The organism is Nocardioides sp. YIM B13467, assembly GCF_042788075.1.
Taxonomy (GTDB): Bacteria; Actinomycetota; Actinomycetes; order Propionibacteriales; family Nocardioidaceae; genus Nocardioides.
This window is the reverse complement of the sequence record NZ_JBHZPJ010000046.1, coordinates 1,773,062-1,789,432: the sequence shown is the minus strand read 5'-3', so window position 1 is coordinate 1,789,432 and position 16,371 is coordinate 1,773,062. Positions and strand designations below refer to the sequence as shown.

Genomic DNA, 16,371 nt, shown 5'->3' with positions numbered 1-16,371 from the left:
GCCCTCGACCCACGCNCTACGTCGGCGCCGGGACCTGTGAGTTCCTGGTCGCCGCCGATGGCACCATCTCCTTCCTCGAGGTCAACACCCGCCTCCAGGTCGAACACTGCGTCTCCGAAGAAGTCACCGGCATCGACCTGGTCCGCGAGATGTTCCGCATCGCCGCCGGCGAGGAGCTCGGCTATGACGACCCCGAGGTCCGCGGCCACTCCATCGAGTTCCGCATCAACGCCGAAGACGGCGGCAACAACTTCATGCCCGCCCCCGGCACCCTGACCCAATGGGCGCCGCCCGCCGGCCCGGGCGTACGTCTCGACGGCGGCTATGAGAAGGGCGAGACCATCCCGGGCGCCTTCGACTCGTTGATCGCCAAGCTGATCGTCTCCGGCCGCGACCGCACCCAAGCCCTGGAACGCTCGCGTCGCGCCCTGGACGAGTTCCAGGTCGACGGCATGCCGACCGTCATCCCGTTCCACCAAGCCGTGGTCACCGACCCCGCCTACACCGCCGAGAACGGCTCCTTCGACGTCTACACGACCTGGATCGAGACCGACTTCGACAACCAGATCGCGCCGTACGCCGGTGCTGCCGGCGAGCCCGCCGAGGACGGCGAGCGTCAGACCGTCGTGGTCGAGGTCGGCGGCAAGCGCCTCTCCGTCTCGCTGCCCGCCGGGCTCGGTGGCCTCGCCGTCGGCGGCGGCGCCGGTGCGACGAAGAAGCCGAAGCGCTCCGCGAAGAAGGCCGGTGCGGCCGCCTCCGGCGACTCGGTCACCTCCCCCATGCAGGGCACCATCGTCAAGATCGCGGTCGAAGAAGGCCAAGAAGTCACCGAAGGCGACGTCGTCGTGGTCATCGAGGCCATGAAGATGGAACAGCCCCTCAAAGCCCACAAGACCGGCACCATCACCGGCCTCAACGCCACCGTCGGCGAGACCGTCGCCAACGGCGCCATCATCGCCGAGATCAAGTAGTCGCCGAGGAGTCGATTCTTGACGGCGAGAGGTCACTCCGGTGACTTCTCGCCGTCAATTTTTGACTTCTCGGCGCCAGAAACTGACTATTCGGCGAGTCCTAGGGAGTCGGCCAGGGTTGTCAGGTGGAGGTCGAAGAGCGCGGCGGGGTCGCCGAAGCGGTCGGGGCCGAACTGGCCGAAGACCTCGAAGCTGACCCGGCCGAAGAGGCTCGTCCAGACGAGTACGCCGCGGGTGAGGCAGGCGTCGGGCAGGTCGAGGCCGAGCTGGTCACGGATGCCCTGGAGCCCCATCGCGAGAGCGGGTGAGATCTCCCCCGGCTCCTCGGGCACGCTCAGCCGACCGGCAGCCATGGCGCCGGCGGCCAGACGCAGCATCGCGGTCGGGACGCGGGTGCCGGGCACGCTGGTGCGCTCGTCCGGGGCGGCGTAGCCGGGGACGGGCGACCCGAAGAGCAGTGCGTACGTCGCCGGCTCGGCGAGCGCCCAGGTCCTGACCGCGCGGCCGAGCGCCACGAACTGGGCTCGGTAGTCGTCCTCGGGGGCTGAGGCGACGGCGGCGTCGGCGGCGTCGCCCAGCTCGTCGTACCCGGAGACGAGGAGCAGCGTCAGCAGCTCGTCGCGGTTCTTCACGTAGCGGTAGACCGCCGAGGAGACCACCCCGAGATCGCGGGCGACCGCGCGCAGCGAGAGCGCGGCGGCACCATGGATCGCCAGGTGCTCGCGGCCGATCCGGACGATCTCGTCCATGGTCTGCGCCCGCGCCCGTTCGCGCGGGGTGCCGTCTCGTGAGGTGGCTGTCATGACGCCATCGTGACCCGATCCAGAGAGCGCTGTCAACAAAAGTGAGCACTGCTCTTGCTTTTGTCGAAGACTCGCGCCACACTCATTCCGAGAGCACTGCTCTCGGGATCTCGACAGGCTCGACCACCGAAACAAAGGAGACAACCATGAACAGCACCTACCTCGTCATCGGCGCCGGCCCCGTCGGCGCGACCATCGCCCAGCAGCTCGCCGCCCGCGGGGATCGCGTACGCCTCCTCACCCGCTCCGGCAGCGGCCCGGTGCACGCGAGCATCGAGCGGCTCCGCGGTGACGCCACGGATCTCGACACCGCCACCCAGGCCGCTGTCGGCGTGAGCGCCGTCTTCCACTGCATGCACGGCAGCGCCTACGCCGCCGACACCTGGCGCGCCGAGCTCCCGCGGGCCGAGAAGGTCGTGCTCGAGGCCGCCGGACGGGCCGGTGCGGTGGTCGTCTTCCCGGAGAGCCTCTACGCCTACGGCCACGTCACCGGGCCGATGACCGAGCAGACGCCGCGCAACGCCGACTTCGGCAAGCCCGCAGTGCGGGTCGAGCTGCTCCGCGCGCGCGGCGCCTCCCCGACCCCGACGGTCAGCGTCGCGGCCTCGGACTTCTACGGCCCACTGGTGCGTACCGCCCACGCCGGCGAGCGCATGGTCCCCACCGTCCTCGCCGGCCGCACCATGCGCGTCCTCGGCGACCCGGACGCGCCGCACTCCTGGACGTACGTCCCCGACCTGGGCGCCGCGATGATCAAGGCGGCCGACGAGGAGAGCCTGTGGAACTCCTTCCTGCACGCGCCCACCGCACCCGCCATCTCCCAGCGTGCCCTCGTCCAACTCTATGCCGACGTGGCCGGCGTCGCCGCACCCCGGGTCGGCCGCATCCCCACCTGGACGATGAAGGCCATCGGCGCGGTGCACGCCGGCACCCGGGAGCTGGCCGAGATGGTCTACCAGTTCGACAAGCCGTTCGTGCTGGACTCCTCGGCCAGCGAGTCACTTCTCGGCCTGGCCCCCACCCCGCTCGAGACCGGGGCGAAGGCGACGGTGGACTGGTGGCGTACGCAGGCCTGAGCCCGGCAGAGCTGGAGCTACCGGGCGCTCCAGCCGCCGTCGATGGCCCACGAGGCGCCGGAGACCATCGAGGCGTCCGGGCCGGTGAGCCAGCCGACCAGGGAGCCGACCTCGTCCGGCTCGACCAGTCGCTTCACCGCCACGTCCTGCAGCAGCACCTGCTCGACGACCTCGGAGGCCGGGACACCGTGCACCTCGGCCTGGTCGGCGATCTGCTTCTCCACCAGCGCCGTACGCACATAGCCCGGGTTGATGCAGACGCTGGTCACCCCGTGCGGGCCGCCCTCGAGGGCGGTGACCTTCGAGAGTCCCTCCAGGCCGTGCTTGGCCGAGACGTAGGCGCTCTTGAAGGGGGAGGCGACCAGGCCGTGCACGGAGGAGATGTTGACGATGCGGCCCCAGCCGTTGGCGTACATGTGCGGCAAAGCGGCTCTGACCAGCAGGAACGGAGCGACGAGCATGATCGAGTGGATCCTGCGGAAGTCGTCGGGGTCGAACTTCTCGATCGGGCTGACCCGCTGGATGCCGGCGTTGTTGACCAGGATGTCGACCTCCAGGGTGAGGTCGTCCAGATCCTCGGTGACGGTCAGGTCCACCACCCACGCCTCGCCGCCGATCTCCTCGGCGAGGGCATGGGCGGCGTCGCCCGCCACGTCGGCGACGACGACCCGCGCGCCACGGGCGGCGAGCTCACGGGCCACCGCCGCACCGATCCCCGAGGCGCCGCCGGTGACCAGGGCGCGGCGGCCCCGCAGCGTACGCTCGGACTCGGCCGGCGCGGGCGGGGCCGTCGTCGCTGAGCTCACGCCGGGGTCACCTCGCGCTCGGCAGCACGCTCGGCGTCGGCACGGTCCAGGGCCCGAAGCGAGGCGCCCCGGGTCTCCTTGAGGGTGAGGACGACCAGGCCGGTGATGATGCCGGCCACGGCGAGGTAGATCGCGGTGTTGGTCCAGGTGCCGGTGTCCTTGAGCCAGGCGATGGCCAGCAGCGGCGCCAGTGAGCCGGCGAAGATCGAGGTCACCTGGTAGGAGATCGAGATGCCGGAGTAGCGCATCCGGGTCGGGAACATCTCGGCCATGATCGCGGGCTGCGTGGAGTACATCAGCGCGTGGATGGCCAGACCGGCGATCAGTGCCGCCACGATCGCGAGGTTGTTCTTGGTGTCGAGCATCGGGAACGCCCAGAAGCCCCAGGTCGCGCCGAGCACCGCACCGACCAGGTAGACCGGCTTGCGGCCCACGCCATCGGCGATCCGGCCGACGGCGAGGATGAAGAAGAAGTGGCAGGCGTGCGCGACTGCGATCAGGCCGAGCAGGGCGCCCTGGTCCATCTTCTGGTCCTCGACCAGGTAGACGATCGAGAAGGACACCACCAGGTAGTACATGATGTTCTCCGCGAACCGCAGGCCCATGCCCTTGAGCACGCCCAGCGGGTAGCGGCGGAGCACCTCGAAGACGCCGTAACCCGTCGAGGCGGACTCGGTCTGCTCCGCCTTCGCCTCCTCGAAGATGGGCGAGTCGGTCACCGAGCGGCGGATGAAGTAGCCGACGACGACCACCACGGCCGAGAGCCAGAAGGCGACCCGCCAGCCCCACGCCAGGAAGGCGGCGTCGGAGAGCGCGAGGGTCATCACGGTGAGCACCAGCGTGGCGAGCAGGTTGCCCACCGGCACCGCGGCCTGCGGCCAGGCGGCCCAGGTCGCCCGCCTGTCGTCGGGGGCGTGCTCGGCGACCAGCAGGACGGCGCCGCCCCACTCACCACCCAGGGCGAGCCCCTGCACGAACCGCAGCACCACCAGCGCGATCGGCGCGGCGAGGCCGATCTGGTCGTACGTCGGCAGGCAGCCCATCAGCACGGTGGCGACACCGATCAGCATGATGGTCAGCTGCAGCGTGTACTTGCGACCCAGGCGGTCGCCGATGTGGCCGAAGACGACGCCGCCCAGGGGGCGGGCGACGAACCCGATGGCGTACGTCACGAAGGCGGCGATGATCGCGTCGTAGGCGTTGCCGGTGGCCGGCATGATCACCTTGGCGAAGACCAGCGCCGAGGCGGTGGCGTAGAGGAAGAAGTCGTACCACTCCACGACCGTGCCGGCCATGGAGGCCGCCACGGTCCTGCGGAGCAGGCTCTTCTCGTCGACTGGGGGGTCGTTGGGGGCGGCGGTGGCGCCCGGCTGTGTCGTGGACATGGCTCGGAGTGTGACAGTGATCATAATGTGCTTGCAACGCGCATGTTGGCACACGGTGTGAACGCAAATGCACATTCCCCGATAGGCTGGCCCGATGGCCACCTCCTCGTCGACACCGCCTTCCGCCGACCAGCTGCTGGTGCTGCTGGAGGTCGCCCGCAGCGGCCGCTTCACCACCGCCGCCCGCTCGCTCGGCCTGACCCATACGACGGTCAGCCGCAACATCTCCGCCCTCGAGCGCGCCCTCGGCGGCCGGGTCCTGGTGCGCGGCTCCGACGGCTGGGCGCTGACCGCTCTCGGTGAGCGCGCGGCGCGGGCCGCCGAGGGAGTCGCCGAGTCGCTGGCCCGGCTGGCTGCCGACGAACCGGCCGACCCGGTGGCCGGCGTGGTCCGGATGTCGACGACCGATGGGTTCGCTGCGTACATCGCCTCTCCGGCGGTGGCCGCGCTGCGGCAGGACCATCCCGAGCTCTCGGTCGAGATCGTCACCGTGACCCGGCAGGCGGCGCAGCACCGCTCCGGCGTCGACATCGAGGTGGTCGTCGGCGAGCCGGCGGTCAACCGCGGCCGGGCGATGCACCTGGGCGAGTACGAGCTCGGCCTCTACGCCTCCCCCGGCTATCTGGAGCGCCACGGTGCTCCCGGCACGATCGAGGAGGCCGTACGCCACCGCCTCGTCTACTTCGTCGACTCGATGCTCCAGGTCGACGACCTCGACATCCCCCGGCGGCTGCTGCCCGGCATCCGCGACGCGGTCACCTCCACGAACGTGTTCGTCCACGTCGAGGCGACCCGGGCCGGGGCAGGTCTGGGCCTGCTGCCCTGCTTCATGGCCGACCGTCACCCCGATCTCGTCCGGCTGCTCCACGAGGACATCCATCAGCGGCTGCCCTACTGGGCCGTCGTGCATCCCGAGTCCTGGCGCCGGCCTGCCGTGGCCGCCGTCGTGGGCGGTCTGCGGGAGCAGATGGACGAGCAGCGACGTGCCCTGATCGGCCGGTGACGCCAGCGGATTCGTTGGTACCGCCCCGGCGTCGGATGCCCGATCCTGGCCCCATGCTCCGCCGTTCCCCTGACCATCAGCGACAATTCACGGGTGCCACATTCGACTCGGGCAGCCGCCGTGCGTCTGGTGGCATTCTTCGTGGCCGGGATGCGACTGGCGACCCTCGCGCAGATGGCGCCGTCGCTGCTCGCGGCGATGCCCGCACTGTCTCGTGCCGACCACCCGTGGCTGACTGGAGCCAGCTGGATCCTCGCCACCGTCATGCTCGTCGCCATCGCGGCGATCACCCTGGTCACCCGGCGGCCGCCGGGGGTGACGTACGCCGTGCTCGACGTCGCCGTGGCCGTGGCCCTGCTGGTCGTGGGGCTGTGGACGGTCCCCGCGGAGCTGCGTACGGGCACCTGGGTGGGGTTCCAGCTGGGCTATGCGCTGTGTGTGTCCTGCGGACTCTCGGCCGTACGCTCGCGGTGGCTGTGGATGTTCCTGCTCGCCTCGCTGGCGGTCGCCGAGGTGGTCTACATCGCGCCGACCGTGGACGGCTGGGCCGACCTCACCGGTGCGCTGAGCACCTGCCTGACGCTGCTGGTCCTCGGGCCGTTGGCCTGGTTCGGCTGTCAGACGATCGTGCGGATCGGGACGGAGGCCGATGAGGCGCGGCGCTATGCGGCCGAGGCGGCCAAGGCCGAGGAGGAGCGTCGTGCCCGGCTCGCCATCCACAACGGCACCGCGATGATGCGGCTGCTCGTGGAGACCGACACCGCCGACGGCAACGGTGCGCTGCGGTCGCAGGCCGAGGTCGAGCTCAATCGGATGCGCGCCTATCTGAGCGGTCAGACCCCGCCCCCGGTGAGCGCGGCGACCAACCTGGCCGCGGTGGTCACTGCCGTCGGCGCGGAGTTCGACGACCTCCCGATCACGGTGATCGCCGACCTCGCCCAGGACGTCGCGCTCTCACGGGATCTCGCCGACGACCTGGCCGCCGCCCTGCGCAGCCTGCTCCTCAACGTACGCCAGCACGCGCAGGCGGGCCGGGTCGTCCTGCATGCCGCCGAGGACGAGGACGGCACCGGTTGGGAGGTCACCCTGCACGACGACGGCATCGGCTTCGACACCTCCGCGACCGACTACGGGGTCGGGCTGCGGGAGGTGGTCGTCGAGCAGCTCGCGCGCTCGGGCGTCGACGTCCGGATCAACAGCATCCGCGACCTCGGCACCACCGTCACGCTCGCGCAGACGACCGCCGTGGAGGTGTCGTGATGACTGCGGTGACCTCCGGGCCGCGCTTCAGCCATGTGGACGACGCGACGGCGATGCGTGCCTCGCTGAGTCTGCTCCTGCCCGATCTCACCTTCGTGTCCAGCCACGAGAACGTCGAGGAGCTGCTGACGGCGATGCCGGAGGCCGACGTGGTGATCCTCGACCTCCACCTCGCCAACACCGGCCAGCCCGACGCCTCGCAGGGCACCACGGCCATCCGGCGCATCGTCGAGGCCGGCTACCGGGTCTGCGTCTACTCCCAGGAGGAGCGCCGGTTCNCGTTCGCCACAACCCCCCACTCGGGTCGCCAGAACTGAGGTTTCGGCGGGATCAGACCTTCGCCGCGCGGGCCACCTCGAGGAGCTCGCGGGCGTGCGCGATGGCGGTGTCGGAGGCCGTCAGCCCGGCCAGCATGCGGGAGAGCTCGCGTTCGCGGGACTCGTCGTCGAGGACGGTGAGGCCGGAGCTGGTGACCACGCCGTCGCTGGTCTTCTCGACGGCGACGTGGTGGTCGGCGAAGGCGGCGACCTGGGGCAGGTGAGTGACGACCAGGACCTGGGCGGTGCGGGCGAGGTGGGCCAGACGGCGGCCGATCTCGACCGCGGCGGTGCCGCCGACGCCGGCGTCGACCTCGTCGAAGACGAAGGTCGGGACCGGGCTGGTGGCCGCCAGGACCACCTCGATCGCCAGCATCACCCGGGAGAGCTCACCGCCGGAAGCGCCCTTGTGGAGCGGGCGGGGCTCCGAGCCGGTGTTGGCTGCCAGCAGCAGCTCGACCTCATCGAGGCCGTTGGAGCCGTAGCGCAGCCAGCGGTGGTTCTTGCCCGAACCGATCTTCAGCGGTGCGTGCGGCTCGTCCTCGGATGCGGGCGCGTCGGTCTCCTTCTGGCGTACATCGACCACCAGTCGTGCGTGCGGCATGGCCAGTCCGGTGAGCTCGTCGCTCACCGCCTCGGCCAGGGCGCCGGCGGCGTCGGTGCGGGCGGCCGAGAGCGCCAGACCGGCCTCGGCTAGGGCGGCTCGCAGCCTCGTACGCTCCCCACGGAGCTCCTCGATCCGGTCGTCGTCGGAGTCGAGCTCGAGCAGGCGCTTGGCGCCGGTCTCGGCCCAGGCGAGCACCTCGTCGATGGTCTCGCCGTACTTCCTGGTCAGCGCGGTCAGGGCCGCGCGGCGCTCGGAGACCACCGACAGCCGCGCCGGGTCGGTCTCGATCGCGGTCGCGTAGGAGGCGACGTCGGCGGCCAGGTCGGAGAGCAGGTAGGAGACTTCCGCGAGGCGGTCGGCCAGGGAGGCGGCGTCGGGGTCGTGGTCGCGCACGCCGTCGAGGGCCTGGCGCGCGGCCGAGATGGCGCCCAGCGCGTCGGGGGCGTCGACCTCCGAGGAGAGCGCCTCGCGGGCCTGCTCGGCGGCGGTGCGCAGCGTGTCGGCGTAGCCGAGCTTCTCCTCCTCCTGGGCGAGGGTGACGTCTTCGCCGGACTCGGGTGAGACCTCCTCGACCTCGCCGAGGCCGAAGCGGAGCAGGTCGGCCTCCTGCGCCCGCTCGCGGGCGTGGGTGGTGACCTCGTCGAGCTCGCGCTCGACCTTCTGGAGCTCGGCGTGGATGTCGCTGTAGGCGGCAATGAGCTTGGCGACCGCGTCCCCGCCGAAACGGTCCAGCGAGTCGCGCTGGGCGCGCGGCTGCAGCAGCCGGTGCTGGTCGGACTGGCCGTGGACGGCGACCAGCGGTGAGGTCACCGAGCCGAGGGTCGCGACCGGGACGGTCGCTCCCCCGACGTACGCCCTCGCTCGGCCTTCGGCGGCTACGGTGCGGGCCACCAGGACGCGGCCCTCCTCGACCTCTCCCCCGGCCTCCTCGGTCGCCTCGATGACTCCGGGCAGCAACCGGGCATCGATGACTCCCTCGACCCGGGCCGCCTTCTTGCCCTTGCGGACCGAGCCGGCGTCGCCGCGGCCGCCGAGCAGCAGCCCGAGCGCGGTCACGATCATGGTCTTGCCCGCGCCGGTCTCACCGGTCACCACGGTCAGCCCCGGTCCGAGCTCCAGGGTCGAGGACTCGATGATCCCGAGTCCGGAGATCCTGATCTCCTCAAGCATTCTCGCCTCCGTTCATCCTGAACGGACGCCGTTCCGCGGCGCCTCGCCATCCCTCCACAGACAGTCCGAACTTCCGCACCAGACGATCCGTGAACGGGGCCTGGTGCAGGCGAACGAGTCTGACAGGCTCCACCCCCCGGGTGACCTCGATCCGGGCACCCGGGCCCAGGTCGTAGGAACGCCGACCGTCGCACCAGAGAACCCCGGCGCCGTCGGCCCGAGAGATGACCTCGACGGCCAGCACCGAGGTCGGCGCGACCACCATGGCCCGCGCGAAGAGCGCGTGGGCGCTGATCGGCGTCAGCAGCAACGCCTCGACGCCCGGCCACACGACCGGGCCGCCGGCGGAGAAGTTGTAGGCCGTCGAGCCGGTCGGGGTCGCGCAGACGACGCCGTCGCAGCCCCACCTCGACAGCGGCCTGCCGTCGATCTCGACGACGACCTCGAGCATCCGCTCGCGCGCGGCCTTCTCGACGCTGGCCTCGTTGACCGCGAACGTACGGAAGACGCGTCGACCGTCCTCGAAGACACTGACCTCGAGCGCGAGGCGGTCCTCGGAGGTGTAACGACGCTGCACGATCGCCTCGATCGTCGACTCGACGTCGTCGTACTCCGCCTCCGCCAGGAACCCGACATGTCCGAGGTTGACCCCGAGGACCGGAGTGCGGTGGGGCTGGACGATCTCGGCCGCGCGCAGGATGGTGCCGTCGCCACCGATGACCAGCGCCAGCTCGCAGTCGCGGCTCGCGTCGTCCTCGTCCGCGGCGAGCTCGATCTTCGGTTCGTACGCCTCCGGGTCGATGCCCAGGTCGGCGGCCTCGCTCGCCAGCACCCGGACCACGATGCCGTGGACCGCGAGCGACTTGGCACAGGCGAGGCCGACCTCGCGGGCCTCCTCGCGCCCGGTGTGGATGAGCATGAAGACCCGCCGAACCTCGGCTGGGTCCACGGGCGCTGGGTCCACAGCAGCGGTATCGGCGTCGGTCACGGATCAACCCTCTCAGACGGCACCGACACAGCCCCGGTGGCGGGGCTCTCCAAGCCGCGCTGCTCGCGCACGGCCTCCTCGATCTCCGCCTCTGTGACGGTGGCCTCCCCGCGGCGCAGCCACAGGAAGAACTCGACGTTGCCCGACGGGCCCGGGAGCGGGCTGGTCGTGACCGCGCGTGCGCCCCAGCCACGCCTCGCGGCGGCCGCGGCGACGGCGTTGACGGCCTCGGCTCGCAGGACGGGGTCGCGGACCACGCCACCCTTGCCGACGCGGTCCTTGCCGACCTCGAACTGCGGCTTGACCATCAGCGCCAGGTCGCCGTCGGGGCTGGTCACCTGGATCAGCGCATCCAGGACGAGCTCGAGGGAGATGAAGGATAGATCGCCGACGACGACGTCGACGGGTTCGCCGATCACGTCGAGGGAGAGGTCGCGGATGTTGGTGCGGTCGTGGACGACGACCCGCTCGTCCTGCTGCAGCCGCCAGGCGAGCTGGCCGTAGCCGACGTCGACGGCGACGACCTGCCGGGCCTCGTTGCGCAGCAGTACGTCGGTGAACCCGCCCGTCGACGCGCCGGCGTCGAGACAGCGGCGGCCCTTGACCGAGAGCCCGAGCGGCTCGAACGCCGCGAGTGCTCCGGCGAGCTTGTGCCCGCCGCGGGAGACGAAGTCGGGACGGTCGGGATCCTCGGTGACCACGATCGCGACGTCGGTGGTGACGCCTGTGGCCGGCTTGGTGGCTCGATTTCCCGAGACCGTGACCCGCCCGGCGGCGATCAGCTCACTGGCGTGCTCGCGAGACCGGGCCAGCTTGCGCCGGACCAGCTCGGCGTCGAGACGCAGGCGGCGAGGAGGCATGCGCTCGCCTCTCAGGGCTGGTCGGTCGACTGGGACTCGCCGGAGGCCGCGGCGATCCGGGCCATCGCGTCGTAGGTCCCGGTGTCGGGGTCCAGGGCGCGCCGCAGCTCGGTGTGGGCGGCCTCGAAGACGCCGACGTGCTCGGCCAGCGGCAGCTCGTCGAGCCGGTCGAGCGTCTCGAGCACCGCGTCGACGCGGGCGACACCGGTGTGCGGCGCCGTGCCGGCGCCACCCAGCCCGGCCGAGGCCTCAGCCGGAGTCTCGTCGAAATGCTGCTCGCTCATGAGGCTGAGACTACCGTCCCGCCGTCGGCATCCGGGCCAGGCGGCACGGCCTGTGCGCCGATCGTGGCCACCGATCCGGTGGCGTCCAGGTGTGCCCAGGCGCCGGCCGCGGCGACCCGCCACCAGTCGTCGGGCCTCCCTTCGCCGGTGACCTGCAGCTCTCCGTCACGTACCTCTGCCGTCCAGCCGCCGAGCCGCGCGGTCGTGCCATCGGTCTCCGGCGCCGAGTGGGCCTCCAGCAGCCCGCCCAGGTCGGCGGAGATGTAGGAGGGCCGTCGCTGCGGCTCGGCCGCGACCAGATCCTCGAGCCCGGTGACGCCGGTGAGCACGAGCAGCGTGTCGATGCCGGCGTTGCGGCCGCCCTCGATGTCGGTGTCGAGCCGGTCGCCGACCATCAGCGGGTGATCGGCCTCGGTGCGCCGGATGGTCTCCTCCAGCAGCGGTCGCGACGGCTTGCCCGCCACGACCGGCTCGACGCCCGAGAAGCGGCGCAGCGTGTCGACCAGGACGCCGTGGCCCGGCGCGATCCCATAGGCCGCAGGGAAGGTCATGTCGGTGTTGCTGGCGACCCAGAAGAGCCCGTCCTTGATCCGCACGGCCGCGCGCAGGATGTCCTTCCACAGCAGCTCGGGGTTGTATCCGGTGACGATCGCCTCGGCGTCCTCGTCGACGGCCACCGGCACCAGGCCGGCGGCCTCGAGCGGCTCGCGCAGGCCGGCGGCACCCAGGTTGACGACCTTCGCCCCCGGGGCGAGCCGCTCGGCCAGGACACGCGCAGCGGCCTGGGCTGAGGTGACCACGTCCTCGGCGGTCGCCTCGATCCCCAGGTTGCGGATGTTCTCGGCGACCTTGCCCGGAGGCCGGGCGGCGTTGTTGGTGATGAACGCCAGCCTGAGCCCGGCCTCGCGTGCGGCGGCGAGCGACTCGGGAGCGCGCCGGACCGCTGTCCCGCCGATGTAGACCACGCCGTCGAGGTCGAGCATCGCCACGTCATGGGCGGCGGCGAGCGGCTGGGCTGAGCCCTTCAACTGATGGCCGGTCAGCACACGAAGTTCCTTCTCTGAGTCGGGGGTTCGGCGAATGGCACCAGTGTGACCCTACGATGTGCGGATGGACGATACGGGTGTGGTCAGGGCGCCGTACCTCGGGCGTCCGCTGCGCCTGGAGCCGTTTCGAGCGCTCTCGTTGACCCCTTCACGGATCGGGGACCCGACCTCCGCACGGCTCTACTCCCGCCCGTATCGAGGGGTCGCCTCCCGGATCAGCTCGTGGCTGGCGCGTGGCGATCTGCGCCAGCACCAGGACCTCGCGCTCTACCTCCACGAGTACACCGCCGCCGGGATCACCGTGCGTGGCGTCGTCGGGATCCTCGACGTATCGCACCGCACCGACGAACCCGGTGACGCCGCGGTCATCCCTCACGAGGGCGTACGCACCGCCCAGGCCGAGCAGCTCGCCTCGCGGATGCGGCAGATGCGGGTGCATCCGGCGCCGATCCTGCTCACCTACCACGCTCCCGACGGAATCGCGGCCCTGCTCGACCGGGTGCAGAGCGGCACGCCCGAGGAGCAGTACGACGACCACGGCGGCCAGCACCATCGCGTCTGGGCGATCACCGACGAGGCGCTGATCGGGCAGCTGCGCACCGCATGGGCAGATCAGCAGGCACTGATCGCCGACGGGCACCACCGCTACGCCGCGTACGCCGAGCTCCAGGGTCTCGCCGAGCCCGGCGACGGCGCCGCGACCGACTTCGGTCTGGCGATGCTGATCGACCAGGACGACACGCCGTTGCAGCTCGGAGCGATCCATCGGGTGCTGGCCGGAGTGAACCTGCGCGACCTACGGGCCGCGGCCGAGTCCGTCGGCGCCGAGTGGACCGCCGGCAGCCGCGATGCCGCTTTGAGCAGGCTTGGACCCGGTGTCATCGTGCTCAGCGACGGCCGGGGCTGGGCCACCCTCGACGTCGACACCGCCAACAGCCCGATCACGGGTGACGTCGGCTATCTGCACGACCGCGTCCTGCCGGAGCTGCGCCGGCAGCCGTCGCGGGTGCTGCACGCCCACCAGGTCGACGCCGCGCTGAAGCGGGCCCGCCCGGGTCGCGACGTCGCCGTGTTGTTGGCGGCACCGACCTTCGACACCATCCTCTCCTCCGCCTCGATCGGGCAACTGCTCCCGGAGAAGGCGACCTCCTTCCAGCCCAAGCCGCACCCGGGCGTGCTCATCCGTCTTCTCGACTCGGCACGGCTGGAGAAGTCGCGCCACTAGCTGGCCTGCCTCGTGGCGGCGGCCGCTCTGCTCACCCGTCTGGCCGACGACACCTCCACCTCGGTCATCGACTGCAGCCGGCCGCCGGTCTTGAAGAACCGGCGACGCAGGGAGCCGTTGACCTCGATGACGTCCCCGACCTGCCAAGTCATCGCCGCTCGCCGGACCCGGGCGACCCAGGTGTGACACTCGAGCGCATCGATCTGCACCCGGCTGCTCCCCCGGCGTTTGTCGCGCGGCCTGTTCACGACCACCCGGAACGCGGTGAGCTGATCTCCGCTCGGCAGTTCCTTCTCCTCCGCGGCAAGCGACAGCCGACCGATCAACCGCACCTCGTTGACCGTCGCCAGACCGCCGGCCGGCGCCATCCGCTCGCCATCGTCCGGTGATGGCTCCTTCTCTACCCTTGCGACCGTCATCTCGATCACCTCCGACCACCATCCTGATCGGGGGCACCGACAGTCCCGCTCGGGCCTGTGCGGCCTGTGGAGAACCGCGGTCCGAACCGGGCCTGTGGACGGTCATCGGCCCGTCCGGCCAGCTAGCGGAGGGCTTTCGCCGGCCGGTAGGGCGAAACCGTCGGGTCACCTGAGACCCAGAACCGCCAGGGACGGTCCGGAGCGAGACGCAGCCCGACGCGCGGTCCGGCCGCGACCTCGATCCCCGCCCACGTCTCGGCCGGCGCAAGCTCCAGCTCGAACTCGGTGGTCCCGTTCATGGTCAGGTCGATCCCGAGCGCCGAGCAGAGTCGCGCTGGTCCCCGGGCGAGGTCGACGTCGCGTACCGCTCCTCGTCGTTCCCGGGCGATCTCGATCCCCTCGATGATCCGGCCGGCGCGCAGCAGGATCCCGCCGGGCTCACCCTCCGGATGGCAGACGAGGTTCACGCAATGGTGCATTCCGTAGGTGAAGTAGACGTAGAGCCGCCCCGGCGGACCGAACATCACCCGGTTGCGGTTCGTCTCACCCCGAAAGGCGTGCGAGCCGGGATCGTCGGCCGCGTACGCCTCCACCTCGGTGAGCCTCACCTTCACGCCGTCGAAGGACAGCGTCGCCCCGAGGAGCCGCGGAGCGGTCACCTCGGGGCGCTGGTTCAACAGGCTCGCGAGCACTACGACGGACGGAACCCGGCTGCCTTGGCCCGGAGCTCGGCGAGCTGCTCCGCGACCCGGTCAGGAGCCGTGCCACCACGGCCGTCGCGGGAGGCGACCGAGCCCTCGATGGTCAGCACCAGACGTACGTCCGGGGTGAGCGCCGGCGAGATCGTGGCGAACTCCTCGTCGGTGAGCGCGTCCAGCTCCACGCCGCGCTTCTCTGCCGCCTGGACACAGGCGCCGGCGAGCTCGTGCGCGATCCGGAACGGGGTGCCCTGCCGGACCAGCCACTCGGCGATGTCGGTGGCCAGCGAGAAGCCCTGAGGGGCGAGCTCGGCCATCCGGTCGGTGTTGTAGACCAGCGTCGCGACCTGGCCGGTGAAGGCCGGAAGCAGCACCTCGAGGGTGTCCAGGGAGTCGAAGACCGGCTCCTTGTCCTCCTGCAGGTCGCGGTTGTAGGCCAGCGGCAGCGCCTTCAGCGTCGTCAGCAGCCCGGTCAGGTTGCCGACCAGGCGTCCGGCCTTGCCGCGGGCGAGCTCGGAGATGTCGGGGTTCTTCTTCTGCGGCATGATGCTCGAGCCCGTCGACCACGAGTCGTGCAGCGTGACGAAGTCGAACTCCTTGGTCGCCCACAGGATGATCTCCTCGGCGATCCGGCTGATGTCGACCCCGATCTGCGCGCACACGTAGGCGAACTCGGCGACGAAGTCCCGCGAGGCGGTCCCGTCGATCGAGTTGGCGCTCGAACCGGTGAAGCCCAGCTCGGAGGCGACCAGCTCGGGGTCGAGCCCGAGCGACTGCCCGGCGAGCGCGCCGGAACCGTACGGCGAGTCGCACACGACCCGGCTCCGCCAGTCGGCGAGCCGGTCGACGTCGCGCAGCAGCGACCAGGCATGGGCCATCAGGTGGTGGGAGAGCAGCACCGGCTGGGCATGCTGCAGGTGCGTACGACCGGGCATGATCGCGCCCATGTTCTCGTCCGCCTGGGTGGCGAGCGCGTCGATCAGGTCGAGCACGAGCCCACGCAGCACCCGCTCGTGGTCGAGCAGATAGCTCCGGAAGAGGGTCGCGATCTGGTCGTTGCGCGAGCGCCCGGCCCGCAGCTTGCCGCCGACGTCGGGGCCGATCTCCTCGATGAGCAGCCGCTCCAGCGCGCCGTGTACGTCCTCGTCCGAGGCAGCCGGAAGCAGCCGTCCGGCGGTGAACCGGTCGGCGAGGACGTCCAGGCCCCGGTGGATCTCGTTCTCCTCGTCACCGGTGAGCAGCCCGGCCGCGCCCAGCGCCTTCGCATGGGCGTGGGACCCGGCGATGTCGTAGAGCGCCAGCCGCCAGTCGAACTGCGTCGAGCGCGAGAGCGCTTCGAGCTCCGGCGATGGACCACCGGCGAACCGGCCGCCCCAGAGCTTGCCCTCGTTGGTGGTGTTGGCAGGCGTGGTCACGACTCTCCTCGTACGGCTTTGATGGCGATCTCCATGAT

The 16,371-nt window shown here is 71.1% G+C and carries 15 protein-coding genes and 1 pseudogene; 5 read left to right on the top strand and 11 right to left on the bottom strand.

Translation table 11 applies throughout. The features are described from left to right. Positions 1–17: 17 nt before the first annotated feature. Positions 18–971 (top strand): annotated as a pseudogene (locus ACFX43_RS15670) (biotin/lipoyl-containing protein); the annotation flags it as partial. 86 nt (positions 972–1,057) lie between these two features. Here the strand turns inward: ACFX43_RS15670 and ACFX43_RS15665 are convergent. Further along, a complete protein-coding gene (locus ACFX43_RS15665; RefSeq protein ID WP_378828107.1) occupies positions 1,058–1,774 on the bottom strand; it encodes a TetR/AcrR family transcriptional regulator in 717 nt (238 codons plus the stop codon). 146 nt (positions 1,775–1,920) lie between these two features. Between ACFX43_RS15665 and ACFX43_RS15660 the strand changes: the two genes are divergently transcribed. After that, positions 1,921–2,850: an NAD-dependent epimerase/dehydratase family protein gene (locus tag ACFX43_RS15660; RefSeq protein ID WP_378828086.1), complete on the top strand. Its 930-nt coding sequence runs from the start codon at positions 1,921–1,923 to the stop codon at positions 2,848–2,850. Positions 2,851–2,867: 17 nt separating this feature from the next. Here the strand turns inward: ACFX43_RS15660 and ACFX43_RS15655 are convergent, their stop codons facing one another. Beyond that, entirely contained in the window at positions 2,868–3,656 is a 789-nt protein-coding gene (locus tag ACFX43_RS15655; protein ID WP_378828076.1) for a 3-hydroxybutyrate dehydrogenase, read from the bottom strand. Next, positions 3,653–5,041: an MFS transporter gene (locus ACFX43_RS15650; protein ID WP_378828064.1), complete on the bottom strand. Its 1,389-nt coding sequence runs from the start codon at positions 5,039–5,041 to the stop codon at positions 3,653–3,655. Before ACFX43_RS15650 ends, ACFX43_RS15655 begins: the two co-directional genes overlap by 4 nt. A gap of 94 nt (positions 5,042–5,135) precedes the next feature. Here ACFX43_RS15650 and ACFX43_RS15645 point away from each other — a divergent pair, with 94 nt between their 5' ends. Next, positions 5,136–6,044 (top strand): LysR family transcriptional regulator, encoded by a 909-nt coding sequence (locus ACFX43_RS15645; RefSeq protein WP_378828053.1) that lies wholly within the window; start codon positions 5,136–5,138, stop codon positions 6,042–6,044. A 93-nt stretch (positions 6,045–6,137) separates the two neighbouring features. Continuing rightward, positions 6,138–7,304, top strand: coding sequence for a hypothetical protein (locus ACFX43_RS15640; protein ID WP_378828033.1), 1,167 nt, complete (start codon positions 6,138–6,140; stop codon positions 7,302–7,304). Between the two features lie 330 nt (positions 7,305–7,634). Here ACFX43_RS15640 and recN read toward each other — a convergent pair whose 3' ends face one another. The 5 genes from recN to ACFX43_RS15615 are packed head-to-tail and all read right to left on the bottom strand — an operon-like array spanning position 7,635 to position 12,576. After that, complete coding sequence (recN, locus tag ACFX43_RS15635; protein ID WP_378828026.1) at positions 7,635–9,398, bottom strand: DNA repair protein RecN; 1,764 nt, start codon at positions 9,396–9,398, stop codon at positions 7,635–7,637. Further along, positions 9,391–10,386 carry an NAD kinase gene (locus ACFX43_RS15630; protein ID WP_378828002.1) on the bottom strand — a complete coding sequence of 332 codons (996 nt, stop codon included), beginning with the start codon at positions 10,384–10,386 and terminating at the stop codon, positions 9,391–9,393. The genes recN and ACFX43_RS15630 overlap by 8 nt, the downstream gene beginning before the upstream one ends. After that, on the bottom strand, positions 10,383–11,246 hold the full coding sequence (locus ACFX43_RS15625) for a TlyA family RNA methyltransferase (RefSeq protein WP_378827990.1): 864 nt from the start codon (positions 11,244–11,246) through the stop codon (positions 10,383–10,385). Before ACFX43_RS15625 ends, ACFX43_RS15630 begins: the two co-directional genes overlap by 4 nt. Positions 11,247–11,257: 11 nt before the next feature. Next, the gene (locus ACFX43_RS15620) at positions 11,258–11,530 is read right to left on the bottom strand and encodes a hypothetical protein (RefSeq protein ID WP_378827979.1); all 273 of its coding nucleotides are present in this window, start codon (positions 11,528–11,530) and stop codon (positions 11,258–11,260) included. Continuing rightward, positions 11,527–12,576, bottom strand: a complete 1,050-nt coding sequence (locus tag ACFX43_RS15615) for an HAD-IIA family hydrolase (RefSeq protein ID WP_378827969.1) — start codon at positions 12,574–12,576, stop codon at positions 11,527–11,529. Before ACFX43_RS15615 ends, ACFX43_RS15620 begins: the two co-directional genes overlap by 4 nt. 64 nt (positions 12,577–12,640) lie before the next feature. Here ACFX43_RS15615 and ACFX43_RS15610 point away from each other — a divergent pair, with 64 nt between their 5' ends. Then, on the top strand, positions 12,641–13,801 hold the full coding sequence (locus tag ACFX43_RS15610; RefSeq protein ID WP_378827957.1) for a DUF1015 family protein: 1,161 nt from the start codon (positions 12,641–12,643) through the stop codon (positions 13,799–13,801). Here the strand turns inward: ACFX43_RS15610 and ACFX43_RS15605 are convergent. From ACFX43_RS15605 to argH, 3 genes are all read right to left on the bottom strand, one after another. Further along, the gene (locus ACFX43_RS15605; protein WP_378827936.1) at positions 13,798–14,220 is read right to left on the bottom strand and encodes a single-stranded DNA-binding protein; all 423 of its coding nucleotides are present in this window, start codon (positions 14,218–14,220) and stop codon (positions 13,798–13,800) included. The two genes, ACFX43_RS15610 and ACFX43_RS15605, sit on opposite strands and share 4 nt — an antisense overlap. Before the next feature lie 122 nt (positions 14,221–14,342). After that, positions 14,343–14,912 (bottom strand): DNA-3-methyladenine glycosylase, encoded by a 570-nt coding sequence (locus tag ACFX43_RS15600; protein WP_378827912.1) that lies wholly within the window; start codon positions 14,910–14,912, stop codon positions 14,343–14,345. Further along, positions 14,912–16,333: an argininosuccinate lyase gene (argH, locus tag ACFX43_RS15595; protein ID WP_378827877.1), complete on the bottom strand. Its 1,422-nt coding sequence runs from the start codon at positions 16,331–16,333 to the stop codon at positions 14,912–14,914. The genes ACFX43_RS15600 and argH overlap by 1 nt, the downstream gene beginning before the upstream one ends. Between the last annotated feature and the right edge of the window lie 38 nt (positions 16,334–16,371).

Excerpts from the sequence above, each read along its gene's own strand:
- ACFX43_RS15665 (WP_378828107.1), bottom strand. The coding sequence starts at position 1,774 with ATGACAGCCACCTCACGAGACGGCACCCCGCGCGAACGGGCGCGGGCG.
- ACFX43_RS15660 (WP_378828086.1), top strand. The coding sequence starts at position 1,921 with ATGAACAGCACCTACCTCGTCATCGGCGCCGGCCCCGTCGGCGCGACC.
- ACFX43_RS15650 (WP_378828064.1), bottom strand. The coding sequence starts at position 5,041 with ATGTCCACGACACAGCCGGGCGCCACCGCCGCCCCCAACGACCCCCCA.
- ACFX43_RS15645 (WP_378828053.1), top strand. The coding sequence starts at position 5,136 with ATGGCCACCTCCTCGTCGACACCGCCTTCCGCCGACCAGCTGCTGGTG.
- recN (WP_378828026.1), bottom strand. The coding sequence starts at position 9,398 with ATGCTTGAGGAGATCAGGATCTCCGGACTCGGGATCATCGAGTCCTCG.
- ACFX43_RS15625 (WP_378827990.1), bottom strand. The coding sequence starts at position 11,246 with ATGCCTCCTCGCCGCCTGCGTCTCGACGCCGAGCTGGTCCGGCGCAAG.
- ACFX43_RS15620 (WP_378827979.1), bottom strand. The coding sequence starts at position 11,530 with ATGAGCGAGCAGCATTTCGACGAGACTCCGGCTGAGGCCTCGGCCGGG.
- ACFX43_RS15610 (WP_378827957.1), top strand. The coding sequence starts at position 12,641 with ATGGACGATACGGGTGTGGTCAGGGCGCCGTACCTCGGGCGTCCGCTG.
- ACFX43_RS15605 (WP_378827936.1), bottom strand. The coding sequence starts at position 14,220 with ATGACGGTCGCAAGGGTAGAGAAGGAGCCATCACCGGACGATGGCGAG.